Genomic DNA, 24,734 nt, shown 5'->3' on the forward strand with positions numbered 1-24,734 from the left:
AATATGTCATTTACCACGATAGTACTGCTGGTTTTGGCGGCGGTAGTCGCCCTGGCCCTGCTCTCGGTTTTCTTCAAGGCCTTGATTGCCTTGCTGCCGGTGGGCCTGGTCGTAATTTTGCCATTATGGCTCTACTACCGCTTTTACTGGCGGAAGAAATACAAGCTGCCCAGCTGGCCGGAGCCAGACAGGTTCAAGCCAGGCCAGGCAGATCCGGAGCGGCCGCGGAAACAGGCGCAAGATGTGACAGTGCGAGATGTTGATGATAGTGAGGTACATGATGACGAACACGGTAAAACTAACTGAGCTCATTAATGACAATTACAACCTGCGGGTTCTGCAGGGACAGGAATGCGTGTCTGGCAAGAAGATTACGGTTTCCGACGTTTACCGGCCGGGACTGGAATTGAGCGGCTACTTTGACTTTTACCCGGCTGACCGGGTCCAGCTTCTGGGCAGAACGGAAATTTCCTACGCTGCCCGGCTGGACCACGACCTGCGCCGGAAAGTTTTTGAAAAAATCTGCCAGAAAGAAACTCCCTGCCTGCTGGTTTCCCGCAACCTGCCGGTGCCGGTTGAACTTAAAGAAGCGGCAGAAGCAGCCGGGACCCCGATCTTGATTTCCAATGACGCCACGACCTACTTGATGAGCATGATCACCCAGTACCTGGCCGTCAAGCTGGCGGAAAGAAGCAGCGTTCACGGGGTCCTGGTCGAAGTTTTCGGGATGGGGGTCCTCTTGACCGGGGAATCCGGGGTCGGCAAGTCCGAAACCGCCCTGGCCCTGGTGCAGCACGGTCACCGCTTGATCGCTGACGACCGGGTGGATGTCTACCAAAGAGACCACGAGACCGTGGTCGGGGAAGCTCCCCGTATTTTGAAGCACTTGATGGAAATCCGGGGGATCGGGATCATTGACGTCCTCAAGCTCTTCGGGATTGGGGCCATCAAGGATGAAACCGAGATCTCCCTGGTTATCAACTTGACCAACTGGGACTCCAAGGCCAACTATGACCGCCTGGGCTTCCAAGAAAACACCCGGATCATCTGCGGGATCGCGGTTCCCCAGGTCACTATTCCGGTCAAGGTCGGCCGGAACATGGAAAACATCGTGGAAGTGGCCGTCATGAACTTCAGAGCCAAGGCCATGGGCTTTGACGCGGCCAAGACTTTTGATGAAAACCTGACCAGCCTGATCGCGGAAAACAGCGAGGAAGAAAAAGGGGGTAAAGCAGACTAATGACTTTAGCACTGAATCCAATCGCCTTCAGTATCGGGGACATTCACGTTCGCTGGTACGGAATCATCATCGCCTGCGGGATCCTGCTGGCTACCTTCATGTCGATCAGAGAAGGGCAAAGACGGCAGATCATGAGCGATGACTTCATCGACTTGCTCTTGTGGGGCGTGCCGATCGGCTTTATCGGGGCTCGGATCTACTATGTCATTTTTGAATGGGGCTACTTCTCCCAGCACCCGGATGAAATTATCGCCATCTGGAACGGGGGGATTGCCATTTACGGGGGCTTGATCGCCGGGGCGATCGTCCTTTTGGTCTTCTGCTACCGGCGCTTCTTGTCGCCATTTCTAGTCCTAGACATCGTGGCGCCGGGCGTGATGGCGGCCCAGGTCCTGGGCCGGTGGGGCAATTTTATGAACCAGGAGGCCCACGGGGCCAAGTGCAGCCTGCAGTATCTGCAAAACCTCCACTTGCCCCAGTTCATCATCGACCAGATGTACATTAATGGCAGCTACTACAAGCCGACTTTTTTGTATGAATCTTTCTTTAACCTGATCGGTCTGATCATCATCCTCTCCCTGCGCCACAAGAAGCATCTTTTTAAGCAGGGGGAAGTCTTCATGCTTTACCTGGCCTGGTACTCCGTGGTCCGCTTTTTCGTGGAAGGGATGCGGACGGACAGCCTCTATATCTTTGGCGTCATCCGGGTTTCCCAGGCCCTCAGCCTCCTGCTTTTAATCGCTGTGGTTATTTTATTTGTCTACCGGCGTGTCAAAGTCAAGCCAAAGTGGTATCTTGAAGGAAGCGGTTTAAAATATCCATACGAGAGGTAGAAAAAATGGCAAAAATTTCCGTTTTAGGCGCCGGTTCCTGGGGGTCAGTCCTGGCCTCCATGCTGGCTGACAACGGCCACGAGGTGGCCCTTTACGCCCACCGGCAAGTTATTGCTGATGAGATCAACCAAGATCACACTAACCTGCACTACATGAAGGACTGGACCTTGAACCCCAGCGTTTGGGCCAGTACCGACATGGGGCAGGTTCTGAAAGACTGTGACGTTATCCTGTTCGCCGTGCCGACCAGCGCGATCCGGTCAGTGGCTAAAGCGGTCCGGCAGGTCTTGGACGAAAATGGCCGCCAGCCTTACCTGGTTTCAGCCACCAAGGGGATTGAACCGGGGACTAAAAAGCTGGTTTTGCAGATTTTTAAAGACGAAATCTACCCGGACGGATTTGACAAGATGATCGTCCTGTCCGGACCCAGCCACGCGGAAAATACCGCCCAAAAGGACCTGACGGCCATTACCCTGGCTTCAACCAGTCTGGACAACGCTGCCAAGATGCAGAAGATTTTTTCAAATGACTATGTCCGCTTCTACACCAGCAACGACCCAATCGGGGTCCAGGTCGGCGGGGCTGTTAAAAATGTCATCGCCATCGCGGCTGGGATCCTGGCGGGCCTGGGCTACGGGGACAATGCCAAGGCAGCCTTGATGACCCGGGGCCTGGCGGAAATCACCCGCCTGGGCGTGGCCTTTGGCGGCCAGCCTTGGACCTTCAGTGGCCTGTCCGGGATCGGCGACTTGATCGTTACTTGTACCTCAGTCAACTCCCGGAACTGGCGCTGCGGCTACCAGCTGGGCCAGGGCAAGCCCCTGGACGAAGTCTTGGCCAACATGGGCCAGGTTGTTGAAGGGGCCACGACCGTCAAGGCCGTGTACGAAATCTGCGACAAGTATTCTTTGGACATGCCGATTTCAGCTTCCATCTACAAGGTCCTCTATGAGGAGGCCAAGATCGACGATGAGATCAAGCTGATGATGAGCCGGCAGATGGGACCGGAAATCAGAATTTAAAAGAGGCTTGCAATCTTTTGAAAATCCTGTATGATATTACTTATAAAAAGTAAGTGGCAAGGAGGCTGTTTATGACTAAAGAAGTTGACGTAGTAATCATTGGTGCCGGTCCAGCCGGCATGACGGCAGCAGTTTACGCGGCCCGGGCCAACCTGAAGACGGTCCTCTTAGACCGGGGGATTTACGGGGGGCAGATGAACAACACTGCCGACATCGACAATTACCCGGGCTTTGTGGAAGTTCAGGGGCCGGAACTGGGCGAAAAGATGTACCAGACCGTGCAAAACGCCGGGGCCAGCTATGAATATGGCGACGTCCAGGCCGTCAAGCTGGAAGGCGACTACAAGCGGGTGATTACGGACAGCGAGGAATACCTGGCTCCAGCCGTGATCATCGCGACTGGATCAGAGCACAAGCACTTGAACGTGCCGGGAGAGGAAACTTATTCCGGCCATGGTGTTTCTTACTGCGCCGTCTGCGATGCAGCTTTCTTCAGAGATGAAGACGTGACGGTGATCGGCGGGGGCGACTCAGCCATCCAGGAAGGGCTCTACCTGGCTCAGTCAGCCAAGTCAGTCACGGTCGTTCACAGAAGAGACCAGCTGCGGGCCAAGCCTGAACTGCAGGAGAGGGCCTTCAAGCACCCGAAGATCAAGTTTGTCTGGAACGCCCTGACTGAAGAAATCGTCGGCGAAGACGGCAAGGTCAGCGGGATCCGTTACAAGGACAAGGTCAGCGGGGAAGAAAAGGAATTTGCCACCAAGGGCGTCTTCATTTACGTTGGCGTTTTGCCAGTGACTAAGGCCCTGGATGGCCTGGACATCCTGGACGAAAACGGCTGGATTCCTACTGACGAATTGATGCGGACCCGGCAGGAAGGGATCTTCGCGGCCGGCGACGTGCGGCCAAAGGATTTGCGCCAGGTAACGACCGCCGTGGGCGAAGGCAGCGTGGCCGGGCAGGAAGCTTACAACTACCTGCAAGCCAAGGGCTTTTTGAAATAGATATTAAAAGCAGCGGACAAGTGGTCTGCTGCTTTTTTTCTTTGAGCAAAATATTGTTAGAATCTATGTTCGGGTAGTAAAATAGATTACGACTGATTATTGCAAGTTTAAGGGGGAAAAAGTGATTAAGCGGCAAGACAATAACAAATTTGAACTCGTCTCACCATATAAGCCGGCCGGTGACCAGCAGCAGGCCATCGACCAGCTGACGGCCGGTTTTCAAGCCGGCGATAAAGAGCAGATCCTCAAGGGGGCAACGGGGACGGGGAAGACCTATACCATGGCCAATGTAATTGCCAAAATGAACAAGCCGACCCTGGTCATTACCCACAACAAGACCTTGGTTGGCCAGCTCTACAATGAATTTAAGGAATTTTTCCCGAACAACGCCGTGGAATACTTCGTTTCCTACTATGACTACTACCAGCCGGAAGCCTACGTGCCCCAGTCAGACACTTACATTGAAAAAGACGCCTCGATCAACGACGAAATCGACCAGCTGCGGCACGCCGCCACCAGCGCCTTGATGTCCAGAAATGACGTCATCGTGGTGGCTTCCGTTTCCTGTATATACGGCTTGGGTGACCCAAGAGAATACGCGGCCAGCGTGTTAAACGTCTATACTGGCCAGGAATACGAAAGAAACACCCTGCTCAGAGACTTGGTCAACATCCAGTACGACAGAAACGACATCGACTTCCAGCGGGGCCGCTTCCGGGTCCGGGGCGACGTCGTGGAAGTTTTCCCGGCCGGCTATTCTGACCGGGCCTACCGGATTGAATTTTTTGGCGACGAAATCGACCGGATTGTCGAAGTTGACCCTTTGACCGGGGAAGTGCACGGGGTCAGAGACAGCATCTCCCTTTTCCCGGCCACCCACTTCATGACCAACGATGATCAGCTGGCCGGGGCTATCGACCGGATCAAGGCTGAGATGGACGACCAGGTCAAGAAGTTTGAAAAAGAAGGCAAGCTGCTGGAGGCAGAAAGAATCAAGCAGCGGACCACCTACGACTTGGAAATGCTGAGAGAAGTCGGCTACACCAACGGGATTGAAAACTACTCCCGGCAGATGGAAAACCGCAAAGCCGGTGAGCCGCCATACACCCTTTTGGACTTCTTCCCCAAGGATTCCCTGATTTTAATCGACGAATCCCACGCCACCATGCCGGAAATCCGGGCCATGTATAACGGGGACAGAAACAGAAAGCAGACCTTGATTGACTATGGCTTCCGCCTGCCATCAGCCTTGGACAACCGGCCCCTAAAGCTGGAAGAATTTGAGCAGCATGTCAACCAGATCATGTATGTGTCAGCCACCCCGGGTGACTATGAATTAAACCAGACTAGCCGGATCGTGGAACAGGTCATCCGGCCGACCGGCCTTTTGGACCCGAAGATCGAGGTCCGGCCAATTGAAGGGCAGATCGATGACCTGGTTGCTGAAATCAACCTGCGGATTGAAAGAAAGGAACGGGTTTTTGTCACTACTTTGACCAAAAAGATGGCTGAAGACTTGACCGACTACTTGAAAGACCTGGGCATCAAGGTCCGCTACCTGCACTCGGACATTAAAACCCTGGAAAGAATGCAGATCATCCGCGACCTCCGCTTGGGCAAGTTTGACGTTTTGATCGGGATCAACCTGCTTAGGGAAGGGATCGACGTACCGGAAGTTTCCCTGGTGGCCATTCTGGACGCGGACAAGGAAGGCTTTCTGCGGGCCTACCGGCCGCTGATCCAGACCATGGGCCGGGCGGCCCGGAACGCCAACGGTGAAGTTATCATGTATGCTGACCGGATCACCGATTCCATGAAGCTGGCGATTGATGAAACGAACCGCCGCCGGGCCATCCAGATGAAGTACAATGAAGAGCATGGGATCGTGCCAAAGACCATCATCAAGCCGGTCCGGGACATGATCTCCGTGGTCAAGGCCGACAAGGAAGCCGAAAAGTCAGACTCCTTCGCCGACCTCAACTTCGACGAGCTGACGGCCAAGCAGAAGAAGCAGATGATCGCCAACTTGAAAGAGCAGATGCAAGACGCGGCCAAGCGCTTGGACTTTGAAAGCGCGGCTAACCTCCGCGACGCGATTATCGAATTGGAAGGCTCTGTAAGAAAACCGATTAAGAAGAAAGGCAAGGACTTCAATGGCAGATAGAAAGATTGTCATCCGCGGTGCCCGTGAGCACAATTTAAAAGATATCGACGTAACCATTCCTAAAGACCAGCTGGTCGTTATTACTGGCTTATCGGGTTCTGGCAAGAGCTCACTGGCTTTTGACACCCTGTACGCTGAAGGCCGGCGCCGCTACGTCGAATCTCTGTCCAGCTATGCCCGCCAGTTTTTAGGGCAAATGGACAAGGCCGACGTCGACTCAATCGACGGCCTTAACCCGGCCATTTCCATCGACCAGAAGACGACCTCCCACAACCCCCGCTCAACGGTCGGCACGGTTACTGAAATCAACGACTACCTCCGCCTGCTCTGGGCCAGGGTCGGCCACCCTTACTGCCCAAACGACGGCACCTTGATCCAGCGGCAGTCGGTTGACCAGATGGTGACCCGGATCCTGGATTTGCCGGAAAGAAGCAAGATCCAGCTTTTGTCTCCGGTTATCCGGGGCAAGCGGGGCGAGCACAAGGAGGTTTTCGCCCGAATCCGCCGGGCCGGCTATGTCCGGGTGATCGTTGACGGCGAGCTGCACGACGCCAGTGAGGAATTTGCTTTAGAGAAAAACAAGCGCCATGATATCGAAATCGTGGTTGACCGCCTGGTCATCAAAGACGGGATCAGGTCCCGCCTCTTTGACTCGGCTGAAGCAGCCCTGCGCTTGTCTGAGGGCTACATGGACGTTGACGTGATCGGGGGCGAGACGTTCAGTTTTTCTGAATACTACGCCTGTCCTCTTTGCGGCTTTACAGTCGGGGAAATGGAGCCCCGCCTTTTCTCCTTCAACGCGCCTTTCGGGGCCTGCCCGGCCTGCGATGGCCTGGGGATGAAGCTGGCGGTTGACCCGGACTTAGTGGTCCCGGACAAGGACAAGAGCTTGGCTGAAGGGGCCCTGGCTCCTTGGGCAGGGTCAAAGTACTACATGGGGATGCTGGAGCAGGCCTGCGCGGCTTTGAAGATCCCGATGGACAAGCCTTTTAAAAAGCTGACCAAACGGCAAAGAGACATTATCTTAAATGGGTCAGACAAGGAAATCCACTTCCACCTGGAAGGGGACTTCGGGGTCAACGACACCAAGCAGCCCTTTGAAGGGGTGATCAACAATGTCGACCGCCGCTACGCCAAGCCAATGTCCAAGTTCATGCAGGAAGTCATGGGCAAGTACATGACTGAATTGCCTTGTGAGGTCTGCGGCGGCAAGCGGCTTAATGAGAAGGCCCTGGCCGTTAAGGTCAATGGCAAGAACCTGGCTGAAGCCAGCGACTTGTCAATCAAGGACGGCCTGGCCTTTTTCAAGGCAGTTGACTTAAGCGAGCAGGAAGCTGCTATCGCCAAGCCGATCCTAAAAGAAGTCTGCGACCGCTTGAATTTCCTGGTTAGCGTCGGCCTGGACTACCTGACCCTGTCCAGATCAGCCGGTACTTTATCCGGAGGGGAAGCCCAGCGGATCCGCCTGGCAACCCAGATCGGGTCCAACCTGTCCGGGGTTATGTATGTCTTGGATGAACCGTCTATCGGCCTGCACCAGCGGGACAACGACCGCTTGATCGCTTCTTTGAAGCGGATGCGGGACTTGGGCAACTCCTTGATTGTCGTTGAACACGACGATGAAACTATGCGGGCTGCTGACTACTTGATCGACATGGGGCCAGGGGCCGGCAGCCAGGGCGGGGAGGTTATGGCGGCCGGAACGCCGGAAGAAGTCATGGCCAATCCGAAGTCTTTGACTGGCCAGTACCTGCGGGGAGAAAAGTTCATCCCGGTACCATTGAAGCGGCGCAAGGGCAGCGGCAAGAAGCTGAAGCTGACCGGGGCGGCGGAGAACAACCTGAAGAATATCAGCGTCGAATTCCCTTTGAGTGAATTCGTGGTCGTGACCGGGGTTTCCGGGTCCGGCAAGTCCACCCTGGTCAACCAGATTTTAAAGCGGGTCCTGGCCCAGAAGCTCAACCACAATTCCGCCAAGCCGGGCAAGTATGACAAGCTGACCGGCTGGAAGAATATTGAAAAAGTGATCGACATCGACCAAAGCCCGATCGGCCGGACCCCGCGGAGCAACCCGGCGACCTACACCAGCGTCTTTGACGATATCCGGACCCTTTTTGCCCAGACCAATGAAGCCAAGATGCGGGGCTACACCAAGGCCCGCTTCTCCTTCAACGTCAAGGGCGGGCGCTGCGAAACCTGCCACGGGGACGGGATCCTCAAGATCGAAATGAACTTCCTGCCGGACGTATACGTTCCTTGTGAAGTCTGCCATGGCCAGCGCTATAATTCTGAAACTTTGGAAGTGACTTACCGGGAAAAGAATATCGCCCAGGTCCTGGACATGACGATCAGTGAAGCTTGTGACTTCTTCGTTAATATTCCCAAGATCCACCGCAAGCTGCAGACCATCGTCGACGTTGGTCTGGGCTATGTCAAGCTGGGCCAGCCAGCCACCACTTTGTCCGGCGGGGAAGCCCAGCGGATGAAACTGGCCAGCGAACTGCAGAAGTTATCGACTGGGAAAAATTTCTACATCCTGGATGAACCAACTACTGGCCTGCACACCGACGACATCAAGCGCCTTTTGGAAGTCCTCCAGCGCCTGGTGGACCAGGGCAACACGGTTTTGGTGATCGAACACAACTTGGACGTGATCAAGACGGCTGACTGGCTGATCGACCTGGGCCCTAACGGGGGCGAGCGGGGCGGCCAGGTGGTCTGCACGGGGACGCCGGAAGAGGTGGCAGACTGCCCAGAGTCCTGGACTGGCAAGTATCTCAAGCCAGTTTTGGGCCGGGACAAAGCTTTGACTGAAAGCAGTCTTGCAAATAAAGAAAAAGAATCTTAATCACGCCTTAAACCTTTTTTAGCAAAGTATTGTAAAATGAAAGTTGAAGCCAAATAATTGTCAGAATTTTTACTTCAGTGTGAAGGGGTGATTTTTATGTTTGATTCTGGCTACAACGAAAAACGCGGCTTTGACTGGGGCGTCTTCATCGCTGGGGTCATCTCCGTCGTTTTAAGCATTTTTCTCTTTGCCAACCCTGGCAAGGGCTTGCGGGGCCTGGTCATCGTTCTGGCCGTCTTGTTGATCATGCAGGGGAGCGCTTGGATTTCCATGTATGCCGGCTTTCACGGTATCTTTGGCCCGTCTTGGACGACCCTTTTATCGGGGATCTTTGACATTTTGATCGGGATCTTCTTCCTGTGGGATAACAAGGTCGGGGCATACACGATCGCGATCTTGGTGGCTATCTGGTTCATCGTCGACTCGGTGATCGGGATCGTCTTTGCCTGGCACCTGCGTTTCTTTGAGACCGGCTGGTATTTCTTCTTCAACCTGCTCTTGAACATCCTGGGCCTGGTTGTCGGGGTTATGCTTCTGCTTAGACCGGTTATCGCGGTGTTGAGCACTATCTACTTGATCGCGATCTACTTGATGATCTTCGGGATAAATGAGATTGCTTTGGCCTTTATGCACCGTTAAGCATTTTAAACTGCCGATACTTAACAGATTGTTTAAGTGTTGGCAGTTTTTTTGATGGTAAAATGAAAGTAAGTAGTAAAAAGTGTAAGGAAAAAGCAAAAGCAGGGAGGCAAGGGAAAATGGAGAAAAAGATTTATATTTCCTGTGACATGGAGGGCTGCGCCGGCGTTACTAGCTGGGAGCAGACCCATTATGGCCACAAGGGCTATGACCTGGCTTTAAAAGAAATGACCCGGGAAACCGTGGCCGCGGTCAAGGCCTGCCAGCAGGCCGGCTACCAGGTGACCGTCAAAGACGGGCATGAGGACGGGATCAACCTGGATCCGGCCCTGTTGCCGGCGGGCACGGAACTGATCCAGGGCTGGGACTCTTCACCAGAAGAAATGATGGCGGGAATTTCATCCGACTATGCCGGGGCAATCCATATCGGCAGCCACTAAAAAAGGGGTGGGCAGCGCGACTGTCAATAAGAGCCCCCAGGAAGTCGCAGCGGGCATCGCGACCGGGATCAAGGAAGCCTTGGCGGGGCCCGGTGGTCTGCCGCTTTTAGCTGACGAATACCTGCTGGAATTCTGCTTTTCTTCAGCAGGCCGGGCCAGAGCCGCTTCTTTTTACCCGGGAGCTGAGCGAGCAGGCGAGCGGATCGTTTCCTACCGGGCCAAGAGCATTATGGAACTCTTGACGGCGAAAATGTTCATGACGGAAATCTGAGGTGGAAGATGGGCTTAAAAGGAGAACTGTTTTTGCCCCGGGCTTATCAAACCGAAGAGAAAAACGACATAACCGATGTTCCGGGGATCAAGGTGGGCCAGGTGACCCTGCGAAAGGGCGGGGTTAATACCGGCGTCACGGCAATCTTGCCCGGGAGTGATATTTTTAAGCAAAAAATGCTGGCCAGCGGCCAGGTCATCAACGGCTTCGGCAAAACTACCGGCCTGGTTCAGATCAATGAGCTGGGTACTTTGGAGACTCCGATTCTCATGACCAACACCCTGGCCGTGGGGACCTGCTGGACGGCCTTGACCCGCTACATGCTGGACCGGAACCCGGAGATCGGCCTCACAACCGGGACGGTTAACCCGGTCGTAATGGAGTGTAACGACGGGGATTTGAATGATATTAGGTCCCTGCCGGTTAAAGAGAGCGATGCTCTGACGGCTTTAGATTTAGCTGAGGGTAATCCGCCCCTGCTGGAGGGTAATGTCGGTGCCGGAACCGGTATGCGATGTTTAGGCTTTAAGGGCGGCATCGGGTCAGCTTCACGGCTTTTGGAACTGGGCGGGAAAAAATATCACGTAGCCAGCCTGGTCTGCGCCAATTTCGGGGCTTTTGGCAAGTTGCGGGCTGGCAGCCGCCTTTTGGGACAGGAACTAAAAGATGCCGTTTTGGCCCTGGCGAAAGCAGAAAATAACCAGCTTTATGCCCGCTATCAAAAAGACCAGGGGTCAATCGTGATGGTGATCGCCACCGACCTGCCTCTCTCCAGCCGGCAACTAGGCCGCCTGGCCCGCCGGAGCGCGGTTGGCTTAGCCAGAACCGGGTCGTATATCGGCGATGGTTCTGGCGACATTGCCCTGGCTTTTTCCACGGCGCAAAGGGTCAGCCATTTCGCTAAAGAAGCGGAAAGCTTTAGCTTTTTGCCGGACAGCCAGCTGGACCCGGTCTTTGAAGCCGGGGCGGAGACAATCGAAGAAGCGGTCTTGAGTGCCTTGGTCCACGCTGAGACCTTGACCGGTTTTCAAGGGAGAAGGGTCTACGGCTTAGGGGATTTTTTATAAAAATAGTGGAGAATAGGAATGCAGCTAGGGCAAAATAATTGCCAAGACGCGGCACGCCCGGTATGATAGAGTTTAACGTTTTATGGGAGCAATACGGAATCATGCATGAAAAACATAAGAAACAGCTGTTGATTTTGACGGGGATGAGCGGGGCCGGCAAGACGGTCGCCGCCCACTCATTAGAAGATATCGGCTACTTCGTGGTTGACAACCTGCCCCCGGAATTGCTGGGCAATTTCTGGGACTTGATGAACACTTCGGAAGACTTTGAAAAAGTTGCCGTGGTGATCGACCTCAGGGTCAAGTCCTTCTACAAGGACCTAATCGACGAAATCAACTCCCTGGAAGACAGCGGCCAGACCCAGGCCACGATTGTCTTTTTGGAAGCTTCTGACGACACCTTGGTGGCCCGCTACAAGGAAACCCGCCGCCTGCCGCCTTTAGCGGAAAACGGCCGCCTTTTAGACGGGATCCGGGATGAACGCCGCATTTTGACTCCGGTCAGAAACCGGTCCAACTACATTTTGGATACCTCCAAGATGACGACGAAGGAACTGAAGCAGAAGCTGCAGAGCAAATTCGGGGAACTCCACAAGCCAAAATTTGGGATTGAGGTCATGTCCTTCGGCTTCAAATATGGAATGCCAATTGACGCTGACATCGTCATGGATGTCCGCTTTTTGCCTAATCCCTTCTACATTCCGGAACTGCGTCCCTTCACGGGGCTGGACAAGCGGGTCTTCAACTATGTCATGGACAAGGATGAAACCAAGGTCTTTTATGGCAAGCTGCTGGACCTCTTGTTGACAGCAATTCCCGGCTACATTGACGAAGGCAAGGAAAAACTGACGATCGCCATCGGCTGCACGGGCGGTCAGCACCGCAGCGTTTCGATCGCCCAGCAGCTGGCGCGCGACTTGTCTGAAAAATATCCGGTTGACATTACCCACCGGGAAATCAGCCGTTATCTCAGAAAGTAGGAATTCAGCATGTCTTTTGGCGAAAACAAGATCATCCGCATCATCAAGCGCCGCCGGCCCCGGGTGGTCGTCATCGGCGGGGGGACCGGCCTGCCAGTCATTTTGCAGGCCTTGAAAAAGCAGGATGCGGAGATCACGGCGATCGTGACCGTCTCTGACGACGGCGGGTCATCCGGGATCATCCGCAACTACATCAACGTCGTTCCTCCGGGCGACATCCGCAATGTCCTGGTTTCCTTGAGCGACCTCTCGCAAGAAAAAAAGCAGATCTTCCAGTACCGCTTTGAATCAAAGGACTCCTTTTTCTCCGGCCACGCCATCGGCAACTTGATCATCGCGGCCTTAAGCGAGATGCAGGGGAATATTTTTGACGCTGTCCAGAACTTATCAGCCATGATGGAGGTTGATGGTCACATTTATCCTTCTGCTAACGAACCTTTGACCTTGAACGCGGAATTCATGGACGGCAGCCAGAGCAGCGGGGAAGTGGAAATTACCAGCCAGCACAAGCAGATCAAGCGGGTCTGGGTAACAGCTGATGACGGTGAGCCGGCAGCTCCCAGTCCGGTGATCGAGGCCATTATGCAGGCCGATGCTATTGTCCTGGGGCCAGGGTCCTTGTTTACCTCGATTCTGCCGAACCTGATGATCCCGAATGTTGGCCAGGCAGTCCGGGAGACTAAGGCTGAAGTGGTTTACGTCTGCAACATCATGACCCAGGCCGGGGAAACGGTGGGCTTAAGCGATGCCGACCACGTCCGGGTCATCAACCAGCACCTGGGCGGCAATTATATCGACACTGCCCTGGTCAATGGGGCCCGGATCGACATGACCAAGTTCCATCCGGAAGACTATGATGAGTATTTAAAGCCGGTCGCCAACGACTTTGCCGGCCTGCAGGAACAGAACTGCCGGGTGATTACGGATGACTTTATCGACCAGCGAAGCGGCCTGGTCTTCCATGACGGCGACAAGGTGGCCAGGGAAATCATTGACCTGGCCCTGCAGGAAATGTTTAAGAGAAAGTAGGAAGTTAATGGCGAGTTATGCCAGTGAGGTAAAAAAAGAACTGACTTCAATCAAGGTCCATCCCGAGCATGCCAAGGCGGAACTGGCGGCCTTTTTGCGGATGAATGCGGTTTTGAGCCGGCATGACGGGCAGATGAGCCTGGACATCGTGACGGAAAACCCGGCCATTGCCCGGCGGATTTTTTCCCTGATCAAGACGGCCTACGGCTTTGAGCCCCAGCTGATCGTGACCCGGAAGATGAAGCTGAAGAAGAACCACCAGTATCTGGTCAGAGTGGCCCAGAGGGTCAGCGAGATTATGGCGGATTTAGAGATCTATTCCCCGAAAAAAGGCTTCATCACCGGGGTGCCGGACAAGATCAAGTATTCAGAGCAGCGGTCAATGTCCTACCTGCGGGGGGCCTTTTTGGCCAGCGGCAGCGTCAACAATCCGGAGACCAGCCGCTACCACCTGGAAATCTATTGCACCTATGCCAACCACAGCCAGGATCTGCAGGAGATCATGAACAAGTACTTTGACCTCAATGCCAAGGTGACGGCCCGCAGAAGCGGCAGCATCGTCTACTTGAAAGAAGCGGAAAAAATCGGCGACTTCCTTCATGTGGTCGGGGCGGTCAATGCCATGCTGGCCTTTGAGGACCTGCGGATCATGCGGGACATGCGCAATTCCGTCAACCGCCTGGTCAACTGCGACACGGCCAACCTCCGCAAGACGGCCGGCGCGGCCGCCAAGCAGGTGGAAGACATTGAATTGATTGACCAAAAGCAGGGCCTGGAGTCTTTGCCGGAAAAGCTGGCCAGCCTGGCCCGCTTCCGCCTGCAGCACCCGGAACTTTCCCTCAAGGAACTGGCTGAGCAGGTTCCCGACGGGCCGATTTCCAAGTCCGGGGTTAACCACCGCTTGAAGAAATTGCATGAGATCGCGGAAAACCTCCGCTAATAATAAGACAACAAAAAATCCAGACGGCTATTTCAGTCGTCTGGATTTTCTTTTCCCGATAAGCGGATTACTTGTTTTGGTTGACCATGATGTCGTCAATCAAGCCGTAGTCCTTGGCTTCCTGAGCGGTCATGTAGTGGTCGCGTTCAGTGTCGCGCTTGATGGTTTCGATGTCCTGGCCGGAGTCCTTGGCCAAGATTTCATTGATCATCTTTCTGGTCTTCAAGATTTCTTCAGCGGCAATTTGGATTTCCGTGGCTTGCCCTTGCGCCCCGCCCAAAGGCTGGTGGATGAGGACAGTAGCGTGCGGCAGGGCAAAACGCTTGCCCTTTTCGCCTTCAGCCAAAATGATTGAGGCCATGGAAGCTGCCATACCGGTGGCAATGGTGGAAACTGGTGACTTGATGAAGTTCATGGTGTCCACGATAGCCATGCCGGAAGTGATCACACCGCCTGGTGAGTTGATGTACATGTAAATGTCTTTAGTATTGTCTTGCGCGTCAAGGAAAAGCAGCTGGGCAATGATGGAGTTGGCCATTTGGTCGTTAACTTCACCGCTCAGCATGACGATCCGGTCCTTCAGCAAGCGGGAGTAAATGTCATAAGCGCGTTCGCCGCGGGCCGTTTGTTCAATAACTGTAGGTACTAACATAATTTTCCTCCTAGTGATTGGATTAGCACTCATTTGGATATAGTGCTAATTAAAACACTCCTGGCCGGGTCTGTCAAACTTGGCGCACTCTTTTTCAAAAAATAAACTGGTGCTATAATGTCCTTGTGTGAAAAGGCTTTTTTAGCTGGAAAGAATCTAATTTATATAGAAAGTGAAAAAGAAATGGATAAGAAACTGCTCTGCTTGCTCCTACTGGCGGCGGCCTTTATTGGCCAGGCCCAAACGGCCCAGGCGGCCACGGTCAGCAAGATGCCTGGCACGAAAAACATGGGGATCTATGCCAAAGTAACCAAGAAGGGCGCCAGCAAGAAAGTGACGACCACTAAGTACTTTAAGTACAGCAAGATCCAGTCAACGGCCAGCAAGAAGACCAAGAAGGGGACTTATGCCTATATCTATGCCAACGGCCGCCCTTTAGGCTGGGTTAGTGAAAAGTGGTTTGTCAGAAACAAGATTTCCGCGGCCAAGCAAATCTACCTGGTCGAAGATGACAACCGCTTTAACTACAAGGACGCCATCAGCTATGTTACCGACGCTCACGGGACCATGGTGGACCCGGCAAATGGCGCGGTTAAGGCCAGTCTGTCCGGGAACAAGCTGACTTTTACTTATGGCAAGGCCAAGACGACCGTTGAATTGGTGAAGACGGCTAACCCGAACCGGAACCTTAAGCCGGCTGTTAGCGCGAAGAAGGGCCCTAAGGAAGTGGTCAGCACGAGAAAGCATTCCGGCAGCTCCAAGAACTGGAACGCCGCCCACCGCTATGGCACAGAGACCAGCGGCAACCGCTGGACCAGCGGCGGCTTGACCCTGGCCACCCAGCTTTGGGAGCCGCGCAACTTGAGCCTGGAGACCAATGACTGGCAGCAGGTCGGTCCGGTTATGGAAGGCTTGGCCGTAAATGGCGGCTGGGCTTACAGCAGCTGGTACCGGTCAGCCGCGGCCAGCGACCAGCTTAAGGGCAACATCGTGGCCTTCAACATGAAGAAGCTGAACAAGTACCAGGCCCAGTATCTGTCACCGTGCAGCTACCTCTACAAGAAGCTGAGTTTTGGCAAGTTTAAGAGCTACTCCCAAAATGTCAAAGTGAGTCCTTACATGCGCCTGGGCCACGGCCAGTCACTGGGGGCAAGTTCAAAGTACATATATGTCCTGGCCAACGAAAACAAGCTGCCAGGCGGGGCAAGCAACGGTTTTTACTCGGAAGAAATCCTGCAGCTGAAGAAGAGCGACTTGACCCTCAACAAGGTCTGGAGCATCCGGGTAGACGTCGGCAGCTCTGGCCGCTACTTCTACAACGCCGCTTTTGCCGGCGACAATACCATGTACGGGGTCTTCCACAACGCGGCATTTGGCCGCTATGAATTCTGGCGCCTTAACCTGGTCAACAACCGCTGGCAGGTCAGTCAGGTAACGGCGACCCAAAGCCACTTCGTCAAGCAGCAGGCCGGCAGTTCTCCGGTCCAGGGCTTCAGCGTAAGCGGCAGCAACATGTACCTGGCCTTTAACAACTTGATCTTCAAATTGCAGACTGATGGGACTTACCAGAAGACCTGGAAGCATGTCTCCAACCGGGAAATCGAAGGTCTGGCCAGTGACGGCAGCCAGCTATATGCTCAATTGGCCCAAAGAGGGGAAATTCTTTCCGGCCGCTGGTAAAAAGCCGAAAAATAGCCTTGACAGGGGAAAGGCTTTCCAGTAAGATTGGTTAAAAACAAATTAAATGTTAACCGAGAGGTAAAAAAGATGAACTTTCAAGCAATGGTAAAAGAAAGCTGGCAATTCAAGTAGAGATTGTTTCGCGGGGCGATTCAATCTGTTTTGGCTTGAATTGCTGTCTGAATTGCTAAAAGTTGATTAGGGTCCGGATAGTAAATAAATCTATCCGGATTTTTCTTTTAGAGACAGAAAAGGAGGATCCAGGTGGATCCGCCTTTTTATTTTGCTTTCGGTTAGTTTGTTATTTTTTCTGTATTTACAGTACTTTAGTTTTTGCTTTAATTTGCGAGGTAACAGAATGAAAAAGGTGCTCGCGGCCTTTGCCGCAATTTATCTTTTTTTGGCAGCCGCCCTGTTTATCAATATCAAGCCGGCGGCCCAAAAGAGCAAGGAAGTCAGAGTGGGGGTCTTGACCCTGATGCGCCACCCGGCCCTGGACGAAATCTACCGGGGCTACAAGGCCGGCCTGGCCAAGTCGGGCTACAAGGTCAAGATCGACTACCAAAATGCCAACAATGACCAGAGCAATCTGAAGACCATGGCGGAAAAACTAGTCAACAGCCAGGACCAGGTCCTCTTCGGGATCACCACCCCGTCTTCCCAGGCCCTGGCCAACGCGACCAAAAAGAAGCCGATTGTCTTAGGGGCAGTGACTGACCCTAAGGGGGCGGGCCTGGTGAAGAACAACAAGCGTCCCGGCGGCAACATCACCGGGGTCAGCGACCGGGCGCCGATCAAGCAGCAGCTCAAGTTGATCCAGCGTTTTTTGCCCAGGCTGAAGACCCTGGGGATCATCTACACCTCAAGCGACAGCTCAGCCGTGTCTGGCTACAAGCAGATCGTCAGCTACTGCAAGCAGATGGGGATCAACTACAAGGCCTACTCCATTTCCAACAGCAATGACTTAAACCAGGTCTCCCAGCAAATGCTGACCCAGGTCGACGCGGTGATCGTGCCGACTGACAACACGATTGCCGGGGCCATGCAGACCCTGGTCAAAAACGCCAACGCGGCTGAAAAGCCGGTCTTCCCGGCTGCCGGCACCATGGTTAAAGACGGGGGCCTGGCCACCTACAGCGTGGACCAGTACCAGCTGGGCTTGATCGGGGCCAAGATGACCGTCCAGATCTTGCAGGGCAAAAAGCCAGGCAACATGGCCATCCGCTATGTTGAACACGGCACCCCGTATCTTAACCTCAAGGAGGCTAAGAAGCTGGGCACCAAGGTTCCGGCCAGCTTCTTGAAAGAAGCCAAGTCTAAGGGAACCATCTACAAGTAGTTTACAAGGAGGATTTTTATGAATTTGATCGTATCGGCAATTGGCCAGGGCTTCTTATGGGGGCTCCTGGGCCTGGGCCTCTTTCTCAGCTTCAGAATCATGAATACGACGGATATGACCGTGGAAGGGACCTTCCCTTTAGGCGCGGCCGTTTCCGTCAGCCTGATCGTGCAAGGGACCAACCCCTTTTTAGCCACTTTGGCCGCCTTTGTGGCGGGGGCTTTAGCCGGCCTGGTCACGGCCCTTTTGATCACCAAGGGTAAGATTCCCAGCCTATTAGCCGGGATTTTGACCATGACCGGGATCTACTCTATCGACTTGATGGTTATGGGCAAGTCTAATGTCTCCCTTTTAGGCAAAAAGACCATCTACTCCCTGGCCTTTTTGCAAAAACTGCCCCAGTACTTTGACAGCGTCGTTGCCGGCACCATCTTGATGGTTCTGGTCACCTGCGACTTGATCTGGTTCTTGTCAACCGACTTTGGCCAGGCCTTTATTGCCACGGGTGACAACCCGCAGATGGCCAAGTCTCAGGGGATCAGCCCCCAGCAGATGACGGTGGCGGGCCTCATGATTTCCAACGGCCTGGTTGGCCTCTGCGGGGCGGTGGTCGCCCAAAACAACGGCTACGCAGATGTGAACATGGGGATGGGGACGATCGTTATTGCCCTGGCCTCCATCATCATCAGTGAGGTCGTCTTCAGAAACCTTGGCCTGGCCAGCCGGTTATTCGCAGTCAGCCTGGGCAGCATTATCTACCGCCTGCTCTTATTGGCAGTTCTCCAGGTGGGCCTGTCTTCAAACAACTTGAATTTGATTTCTTCACTAGTTCTGGCCGCCTGCATGATGCTGCCGCAAGTTGAAGAAAAACTCCGCCTCAAGCAGACATTTATGAAAGGATTTAAGCATGACTAGTCAAAATTTACTGGAACTGACCGATTTGGAAGTGGTCGTAGGCCGCGGTACTAGCGAGGAAAACAAGATCCTGGGCAAGCTCAGCTTAAAGATCAAGCCAGGGGACTTCATCTGCCTTCTAGGCGGCAACGGGGCCGGCAAGAGCACCCTGCTCAATGTTTTGGCCGGGGCCATCCAGCCGACCAGCGGAAAAATTCTACACGCCGGCAAAGACATCAGCAAGGAAAGCGAGGTCAAGCGCAGCAGCTACATCGCCCGGGTCTTCCAGGATCCCAAGCTGGGAACGGCGCCCCGGATGACGGTGGCTGAAAATCTGCTTTTGGCCGCAAAAAGAGGGCAGAAGCGGGGGCTGAAGCTGCGCCGGCTGAAGGAAAATATTCCGGCCTTCAAAGAAGCCCTGGAAAAGGTCAACCCCGACCTGGCCGGCAAGCTGGACCTGCCGGTCGACCAGCTCTCAGGCGGCCAGCGGCAGGCCTTGAGCTTCGTCATGGCTACCTATAATAAGCCGGAGCTTCTGCTTTTAGACGAGCATACCGCGGCGCTTGACCCCAGATCCAGCCGCAAGCTGATGGAGGCAACCGATGAACAGATCCGGGCCAAGAAGATCACCGCGGTGATGATCACCCACCATATGGAAGACGCCTTAAAGTATGGCAACCGCCTTTTGGTTTTAGACCATGGTCAAATCAGCCACGACTATCAAGGCCAGGCCAAGCAGGACTTGACCCTGCAGGACTTAGCCGCCTTGTTTGACTGATAAAGAAGAGGCAGAGCAGACAGAAAAACAAAACGAAAAAAGACAAAAAGAAAACCGCTGCTAAAAAGCAGCGGTTTTCATATGATGGACCCCCTGGGAGTCGAACCCAGATTTCAAGAACCGGAATCTTGCGTGCGATCCATTACACTAAGGGTCCCAATCACAGTTATTAATTATAGCAGAGATTCAGAGAATGGGAAGGGGTTAAAGCAAAAAAATGCAAAAACTTGTAAAGTATCTGCGAAAAAGGTCAAGAAAGTTATAAAACAGGCTTTTTGCCCGGGCTGGGTTAGAAAAAACTTGCATACGGAGCAAATTCTGTTATACTAAGAGTGTCGAGAGAGAAATGGAGATTGAAGCGAAGTCTTGTTTCTCTTATATTTTTAAGCAACGTGGGACAGAAAGCGACAACAGCGTGGTCGGGGAGCGCCCCACTAGAAGGATGGTTACTTTGAACACGGATTTATCCCTGCTCGAACTGCTTGTTCCCGATGCTTTAAAGATCTTTCGACAAAGATATCTCATCCTTGAACAGATTAGCTTGCATGCTCCAATCGGCCGCCGGACGGTGGCCAGGCAGCTAGGGCTGAGCGAGCGGAACATCCGGACCGAAACTGATTACCTGCGTGACCAGGGTCTGATCGAAATCAAGAATTTCGGGATGTTCTTGACTGAAAAAGGAGAGAGTGTTGTAAAAGATGCAGCACCAATTGTTGATCGACTTTTTAATGCCAGCCAAGCAGAAGTATGGTTGGCCCAGGCTTTAGGAATAGATCGGACAATTATCGTAGCTGGCGACGCGGACCTGCAGAGCCGGGTTTATGACCTGGCTGGCGAAGAGCTGAATTCAGCCTTGAATCTCCTCTTGCCCCTGGCAGACTGCATTGTCACCGTTATGGGCGGCAAGACAATAGCCAAAGTGGCCAAGAAGCTGAACCGCAGCTTGAGTGAGAACCGGAGCTTGATATTCGTCCCTGGCAGAGGGGCATTGGGCGGCCGGGTCAACACGGAAAGCAACGCGGTCGTTCAAGAAATGGCCCGGGCGACCGGCGGCAGCTATGAATCCCTCTTTTTACCGGAACATGTTTCCAAGGACGCTTACCGGTCTTTGGTCCGGGATCCGGAAATCAGCGGGGTGTTGCAGGATATCTCCCAAAGCGATGTCGTGATTCACGGCATTGGCTTGGCTAGTGAAATGGCCAGGAGGCGGGGCTACGATTCAGTTGCCCTGGCACGTCTGCGGGAGAACAAGGCCGTCACCGAATGCTTTGGATGTTTCTTCGATGAAGAAGGCCACGTTGTCGAACGCATCAGACAGGTTGGATTGCAGTTCGAGAACCTAACGAATGTCCCGCATATTCTGGCGATTGCCCTTGGCACGAGAAAGGCCAAGGCCATCAAGGCCTATATGCGCAACGCTCCTCATCAAACCTGGCTGATTACTGATGAGGCAGCCGCAAATCAGATTTTAAACGGGTCATCCCGCTTAAAATAAAATGTTTTTTATAGTTCTTAAGGAGGACTTTTCGAATATGACAGTTAAGATTGGTATTAACGGTTTTGGCCGTATTGGTCGTTTGGCATTTCGTCGTATCATGGACTTGGGTGAAGAAACCAAGGACATCGAAGTTGTTGCTATCAACGACTTGACTACTCCAGCTATGTTGGCTCACCTGTTGAAGTATGACTCAACTCACGGCACTTTCGACCACGAAGTTTCAGCTACTGAAGACTCACTGGTTGTAGATGGCAAGAAGTACCGCGTATACGCTGAACCACAAGCTCAAAACATTCCGTGGGTTAAGAACGACGGCGTTGACTTCGTTCTTGAATGTACTGGTTTCTACACTAGCAAAGCTAAGTCACAAGCCCACCTTGACGCTGGTGCAAAGCGTGTCTTGATCTCAGCTCCAGCCGGCAACGACTTGAAGACTATCGTTTACTCAGTAAACCAAGACACTTTGACTGCTGACGACACTATCGTTTCAGCTGGCTCATGCACTACCAACTCACTTGCTCCAATGGCTAACGCTTTGAACAAGGAATTCGGTATCGAAGTTGGTACTATGACTACTATCCACGCTTACACTGCAACTCAAAAGGTTTTGGATGGTCCTGACAGAGGCAACAACTTCCGCAACGCCCGTGCCGCTGCTGAAAACATCATTCCTCACTCAACTGGTGCTGCTAAGGCCATCGGCCTGGTATTGCCAGAATTGAACGGCAAGCTTGATGGTCACGCACAACGTGTCCCAGTTAAGGACGGTTCAGAAACTGAACTTGTTACTATCTTGAACAAGAAGGTAACTGCTGAAGAAGTTAACGCAGCTATGAAGAAGTACGAAAGCCCATCATTTGCTTACAACGCAGACCAAATCGTTTCTACTGACGTATTGGGCATGACTGCTGGCTCAATCTTCGACCCAACTCAAACCCAAGTTATCACTGCAGGCGACAAGCAACTTGTTAAGACTGTTGCTTGGTACGACAACGAATACTCATTCACTTGCCAAATGGTTCGTACTTTGTTGCACTTTGCTACTCTTTAATTTAAAGTTTTCTAAATTGAATTAGTAGTGTGAAAGAAGGCGGAGGGAAATTTCTTCCTTCCGCCTTTTTTCGATGAATATAGGAGATTTTTTCAATGGCTAAATTGATTGTTTCTGACGTAGACGTTAAGGACAAGAAGGTTTTGGTTCGCGTTGACTTCAACGTGCCGATTAAGGACGGCGTTATCGGCGACGACAACCGTATCGTGGCTGCTTTGCCAACTATCAAGTACATCATCGAAAACGGCGGCAAGGCTATCTTGCTTTCCCACCTTGGCCGGATCAAGAGCGATGAAGACAAGAAGAGCTTGAGCCTGGCTCCAGTTGCCAAACGTTTGGGCGAATTGCTTGAAAAGCCTGTAACTTTCGTACCTTCAAACGAAGGCAAGGAAGTTGAAGACGCCATCAACAACATGAAGGACGGCGACGCAGTTGTTTTGGAAAACACCCGTTTCCAAGACATCGACAACGACTTCGGCAAGCGTGAATCAAAGAACGACCCTAAGCTGGGCGAATACTGGGCATCATTGGGTGACGTTTTCGTAAACGACGCCTTCGGTACTGCTCACAGAAGCCACGCTTCAAACGTTGGTATCGCTACGGCCATGAAGGCTGCCGGTAAACCAGCAGCTGCTGGTTTCCTGCTTGAAAAGGAAATCAAGTTCCTGGGCAACGCTGTTGCTAACCCAGTTCACCCATTCGTAACTATTCTTGGCGGGGCTAAGGTTTCTGACAAGATCGGCGTTATTACCAACTTGATTCCAAAGGCTGACCACATCATCATCGGTGGTGGTATGGCTTACACCTTCCTTAAGGCTCAAGGCCACAATATCGGCAAGTCCCTGGTTGAAGACGACAAGGTTGAATTTGCCAAGGAATTGCTGGAAAAGGCTGGCGACAAGCTGGTTCTGCCAATCGACCACGTAGCCGCAACTGAATTCAACAACGATGCTGCTTCAGAAGTTGTTGGCCAAGACATCCCAGACAACGAAATGGGCTTGGACATCGGTCCTAAGACTATTGAACTCTTCAAGAAGACTCTTGAAGGTGCCAAGACTGTTGTTTGGAACGGGCCAATGGGCGTCTTCGAAATGCCAAACTTCGCCAAGGGTACTTTGGAAGTTGGCCGTGCTTTGGCTGACTTGCCAGACGCTACTACTATTGTCGGCGGTGGTGACTCAACTGCTGCTGCTAAGCAATTGGGGATCGCTCCTAAGTTGACTCACATCTCAACTGGTGGTGGTGCATCTCTTGAATACCTTGAAGGTAAGGAATTGCCAGGTATCGCTTGCGTTTCAGACAAGTAGTTTAGGAGGATTTTTCAAATGTCACGTACCCCAATTATTGCTGGTAACTGGAAGCTGAACATGAACCCAAAGGAAACTGTTGAGTTCGTAAACGCTGTTAAGGACCAATTGCCAGACCCATCAAAGGTTGAATCAGTGATTTGTGCACCAGCAGTTGACTTGGACGCCTTGCTGAAGGCTGCCGAAGGCTCAAACCTGCACGTCGGTGCAGAAAACTGCTACTGGGAAAACTCCGGTGCCTTCACTGGTGAAACTTCTCCAGCAGTTTTGAAGGAAATGGGCGTGCAATACGTCATCATCGGACACTCAGAACGCCGTGACTACTTCCACGAAACTGACGAAGACATCAACAAGAAGGCCAAGGCTATCTTTGCCAACGGCTTGACTCCAATCCTTTGCTGCGGTGAATCACTGGAAATCCGGGAAGCCGGCAAGGAAAAAGAATGGGTTGTCAGCCAAATCAAGGCTGACCTGGAAGGCTTGACTAGTGAACAAGTTTCCAAGCTGGTGATCGCTTACGAACCAATCTGGGCGATTGGCACTGGCAAGACTGCTTCAAGCGACCAAGCTGAAGAAATGTGCAAGACTATCCGGGAAACTGTTAAGGACTTGTACAACGAAGAAACTGCTGAAAACGTCCGCATCCAATACGGCGGTTCAGTAAAGCCAGCCAACATCAAGGAATTGATGGCTAAGCCAAACATCGACGGTGGCTTGGTTGGTGGTGCATCATTGGTACCAGACTCATACCTGGCTTTGGTAAACTACCAAGACTAATTTTTGACTGTCATATCAAAAAACGCTCCCGAAGGAGCGTTTTTTCTTTGTCTGCTATTCGATACTTTTCTGTCTTCTTTTGTACTTTTCGCTTTTTTGCTTTTTAAAACTATTTTCCCAAAAATCTCGGCCTATTGGCTGACAACGTTTACAAAGGTGGCATTATATAAGTGTAGACAAAAGAAAAGAGTTAATGTTCAAGGAGGATTGATATGACCCCCGAAATTAGGACACTAATTTCGGGGGTTATTTTCATGACTAAATACACTAAAGAAATCAAA

At 52.7% G+C, this 24,734-nt stretch carries 23 protein-coding genes and 1 tRNA gene; 22 read left to right on the plus strand and 2 right to left on the minus strand.

The genetic code is table 11. From position 1 onward, the window contains the following. The first annotated feature begins 3 nt into the window (after positions 1-3). The 14 genes from DS743_RS06455 (at position 4) to whiA (ending at position 14,477) form a co-directional block, all read left to right on the plus strand. Complete coding sequence (locus DS743_RS06455; protein WP_035183643.1) at positions 4-306, plus strand: hypothetical protein; 303 nt, start codon at positions 4-6, stop codon at positions 304-306. Beyond that, positions 281-1,240 carry an HPr(Ser) kinase/phosphatase gene (hprK, locus tag DS743_RS06460; protein WP_035184179.1) on the plus strand — a complete coding sequence of 320 codons (960 nt, stop codon included), beginning with the start codon at positions 281-283 and terminating at the stop codon, positions 1,238-1,240. The genes DS743_RS06455 and hprK overlap by 26 nt, the downstream gene beginning before the upstream one ends. Further along, complete coding sequence (gene lgt, locus DS743_RS06465; RefSeq protein ID WP_002879962.1) at positions 1,240-2,073, plus strand: prolipoprotein diacylglyceryl transferase; 834 nt, start codon at positions 1,240-1,242, stop codon at positions 2,071-2,073. The genes hprK and lgt overlap by 1 nt, the downstream gene beginning before the upstream one ends. Positions 2,074-2,078: 5 nt before the next feature. Then, positions 2,079-3,095, plus strand: a complete 1,017-nt coding sequence (locus DS743_RS06470) for an NAD(P)H-dependent glycerol-3-phosphate dehydrogenase (protein ID WP_002879963.1) — start codon at positions 2,079-2,081, stop codon at positions 3,093-3,095. Between the two features lie 71 nt (positions 3,096-3,166). Next, entirely contained in the window at positions 3,167-4,099 is a 933-nt protein-coding gene (gene trxB, locus DS743_RS06475) for a thioredoxin-disulfide reductase (protein ID WP_072544228.1), read from the plus strand. Positions 4,100-4,220: 121 nt separating this feature from the next. Continuing rightward, complete coding sequence (gene uvrB, locus DS743_RS06480; protein ID WP_003614729.1) at positions 4,221-6,263, plus strand: excinuclease ABC subunit UvrB; 2,043 nt, start codon at positions 4,221-4,223, stop codon at positions 6,261-6,263. Continuing rightward, positions 6,253-9,111 (plus strand): excinuclease ABC subunit UvrA, encoded by a 2,859-nt coding sequence (gene uvrA, locus DS743_RS06485; RefSeq protein ID WP_035183639.1) that lies wholly within the window; start codon positions 6,253-6,255, stop codon positions 9,109-9,111. The genes uvrB and uvrA overlap by 11 nt, the downstream gene beginning before the upstream one ends. Positions 9,112-9,207: 96 nt before the next feature. Continuing rightward, the gene (locus DS743_RS06490) at positions 9,208-9,750 is read left to right on the plus strand and encodes an HdeD family acid-resistance protein (protein ID WP_035183637.1); all 543 of its coding nucleotides are present in this window, start codon (positions 9,208-9,210) and stop codon (positions 9,748-9,750) included. Positions 9,751-9,869: 119 nt separating this feature from the next. After that, positions 9,870-10,190, plus strand: coding sequence for a M55 family metallopeptidase (locus DS743_RS06495; RefSeq protein ID WP_035161916.1), 321 nt, complete (start codon positions 9,870-9,872; stop codon positions 10,188-10,190). Between the two features lie 7 nt (positions 10,191-10,197). Next, positions 10,198-10,461 (plus strand): M55 family metallopeptidase, encoded by a 264-nt coding sequence (locus tag DS743_RS06500; RefSeq protein ID WP_035183634.1) that lies wholly within the window; start codon positions 10,198-10,200, stop codon positions 10,459-10,461. A gap of 8 nt (positions 10,462-10,469) precedes the next feature. Further along, positions 10,470-11,528, plus strand: a complete 1,059-nt coding sequence (locus DS743_RS06505; protein WP_035183632.1) for a DmpA family aminopeptidase — start codon at positions 10,470-10,472, stop codon at positions 11,526-11,528. Between the two features lie 101 nt (positions 11,529-11,629). Further along, positions 11,630-12,508: an RNase adapter RapZ gene (gene rapZ, locus DS743_RS06510; RefSeq protein WP_035183630.1), complete on the plus strand. Its 879-nt coding sequence runs from the start codon at positions 11,630-11,632 to the stop codon at positions 12,506-12,508. A gap of 9 nt (positions 12,509-12,517) precedes the next feature. Beyond that, complete coding sequence (gene mgfK, locus DS743_RS06515; protein WP_016396401.1) at positions 12,518-13,537, plus strand: gluconeogenesis morphogenetic factor MgfK; 1,020 nt, start codon at positions 12,518-12,520, stop codon at positions 13,535-13,537. A 7-nt stretch (positions 13,538-13,544) separates the two neighbouring features. Next, positions 13,545-14,477, plus strand: coding sequence for a DNA-binding protein WhiA (gene whiA / locus DS743_RS06520; protein WP_035183628.1), 933 nt, complete (start codon positions 13,545-13,547; stop codon positions 14,475-14,477). A 67-nt stretch (positions 14,478-14,544) separates the two neighbouring features. Here whiA and DS743_RS06525 read toward each other — a convergent pair whose 3' ends face one another. Continuing rightward, complete coding sequence (locus DS743_RS06525) at positions 14,545-15,129, minus strand: ATP-dependent Clp protease proteolytic subunit (RefSeq protein WP_035183625.1); 585 nt, start codon at positions 15,127-15,129, stop codon at positions 14,545-14,547. A gap of 183 nt (positions 15,130-15,312) precedes the next feature. On the opposite strand from DS743_RS06525, the gene DS743_RS06530 reads away from it, so the two are divergent. From DS743_RS06530 to DS743_RS06545, 4 genes are all read left to right on the plus strand, one after another. Next, the gene (locus DS743_RS06530) at positions 15,313-16,809 is read left to right on the plus strand and encodes an SH3-like domain-containing protein (protein ID WP_035183622.1); all 1,497 of its coding nucleotides are present in this window, start codon (positions 15,313-15,315) and stop codon (positions 16,807-16,809) included. Between the two features lie 358 nt (positions 16,810-17,167). After that, positions 17,168-18,148, plus strand: a complete 981-nt coding sequence (gene trpX / locus DS743_RS06535) for a tryptophan ABC transporter substrate-binding protein (RefSeq protein ID WP_003617297.1) — start codon at positions 17,168-17,170, stop codon at positions 18,146-18,148. An 18-nt stretch (positions 18,149-18,166) separates the two neighbouring features. Continuing rightward, positions 18,167-19,063 carry an ABC transporter permease gene (locus tag DS743_RS06540; RefSeq protein WP_035183619.1) on the plus strand — a complete coding sequence of 299 codons (897 nt, stop codon included), beginning with the start codon at positions 18,167-18,169 and terminating at the stop codon, positions 19,061-19,063. Further along, positions 19,056-19,820: an ABC transporter ATP-binding protein gene (locus tag DS743_RS06545; RefSeq protein ID WP_003614741.1), complete on the plus strand. Its 765-nt coding sequence runs from the start codon at positions 19,056-19,058 to the stop codon at positions 19,818-19,820. The genes DS743_RS06540 and DS743_RS06545 overlap by 8 nt, the downstream gene beginning before the upstream one ends. A gap of 85 nt (positions 19,821-19,905) precedes the next feature. Here DS743_RS06545 and DS743_RS06550 read toward each other — a convergent pair. Continuing rightward, positions 19,906-19,977 (minus strand) — tRNA-Arg (locus DS743_RS06550). Positions 19,978-20,271: 294 nt separating this feature from the next. On the opposite strand from DS743_RS06550, the gene DS743_RS06555 reads away from it, so the two are divergent. The 4 genes from DS743_RS06555 to tpiA all read left to right on the plus strand — a co-directional run bounded on the left by DS743_RS06555 (position 20,272) and on the right by tpiA (position 24,453). Further along, positions 20,272-21,315 carry a sugar-binding domain-containing protein gene (locus DS743_RS06555; protein WP_013439259.1) on the plus strand — a complete coding sequence of 348 codons (1,044 nt, stop codon included), beginning with the start codon at positions 20,272-20,274 and terminating at the stop codon, positions 21,313-21,315. A 37-nt stretch (positions 21,316-21,352) separates the two neighbouring features. Further along, on the plus strand, positions 21,353-22,369 hold the full coding sequence (gene gap / locus DS743_RS06560; RefSeq protein WP_002879985.1) for a type I glyceraldehyde-3-phosphate dehydrogenase: 1,017 nt from the start codon (positions 21,353-21,355) through the stop codon (positions 22,367-22,369). Between the two features lie 95 nt (positions 22,370-22,464). Beyond that, the gene (locus DS743_RS06565) at positions 22,465-23,676 is read left to right on the plus strand and encodes a phosphoglycerate kinase (RefSeq protein ID WP_072544226.1); all 1,212 of its coding nucleotides are present in this window, start codon (positions 22,465-22,467) and stop codon (positions 23,674-23,676) included. A gap of 18 nt (positions 23,677-23,694) precedes the next feature. Further along, entirely contained in the window at positions 23,695-24,453 is a 759-nt protein-coding gene (gene tpiA, locus DS743_RS06570; RefSeq protein WP_002879988.1) for a triose-phosphate isomerase, read from the plus strand. Positions 24,454-24,734 lie beyond the last annotated feature (281 nt).

The sequence above is a fragment of the Lactobacillus leichmannii genome, assembly GCF_024701915.1.
Lineage (GTDB): Bacteria > Bacillota > Bacilli > Lactobacillales > Lactobacillaceae > Lactobacillus > Lactobacillus delbrueckii.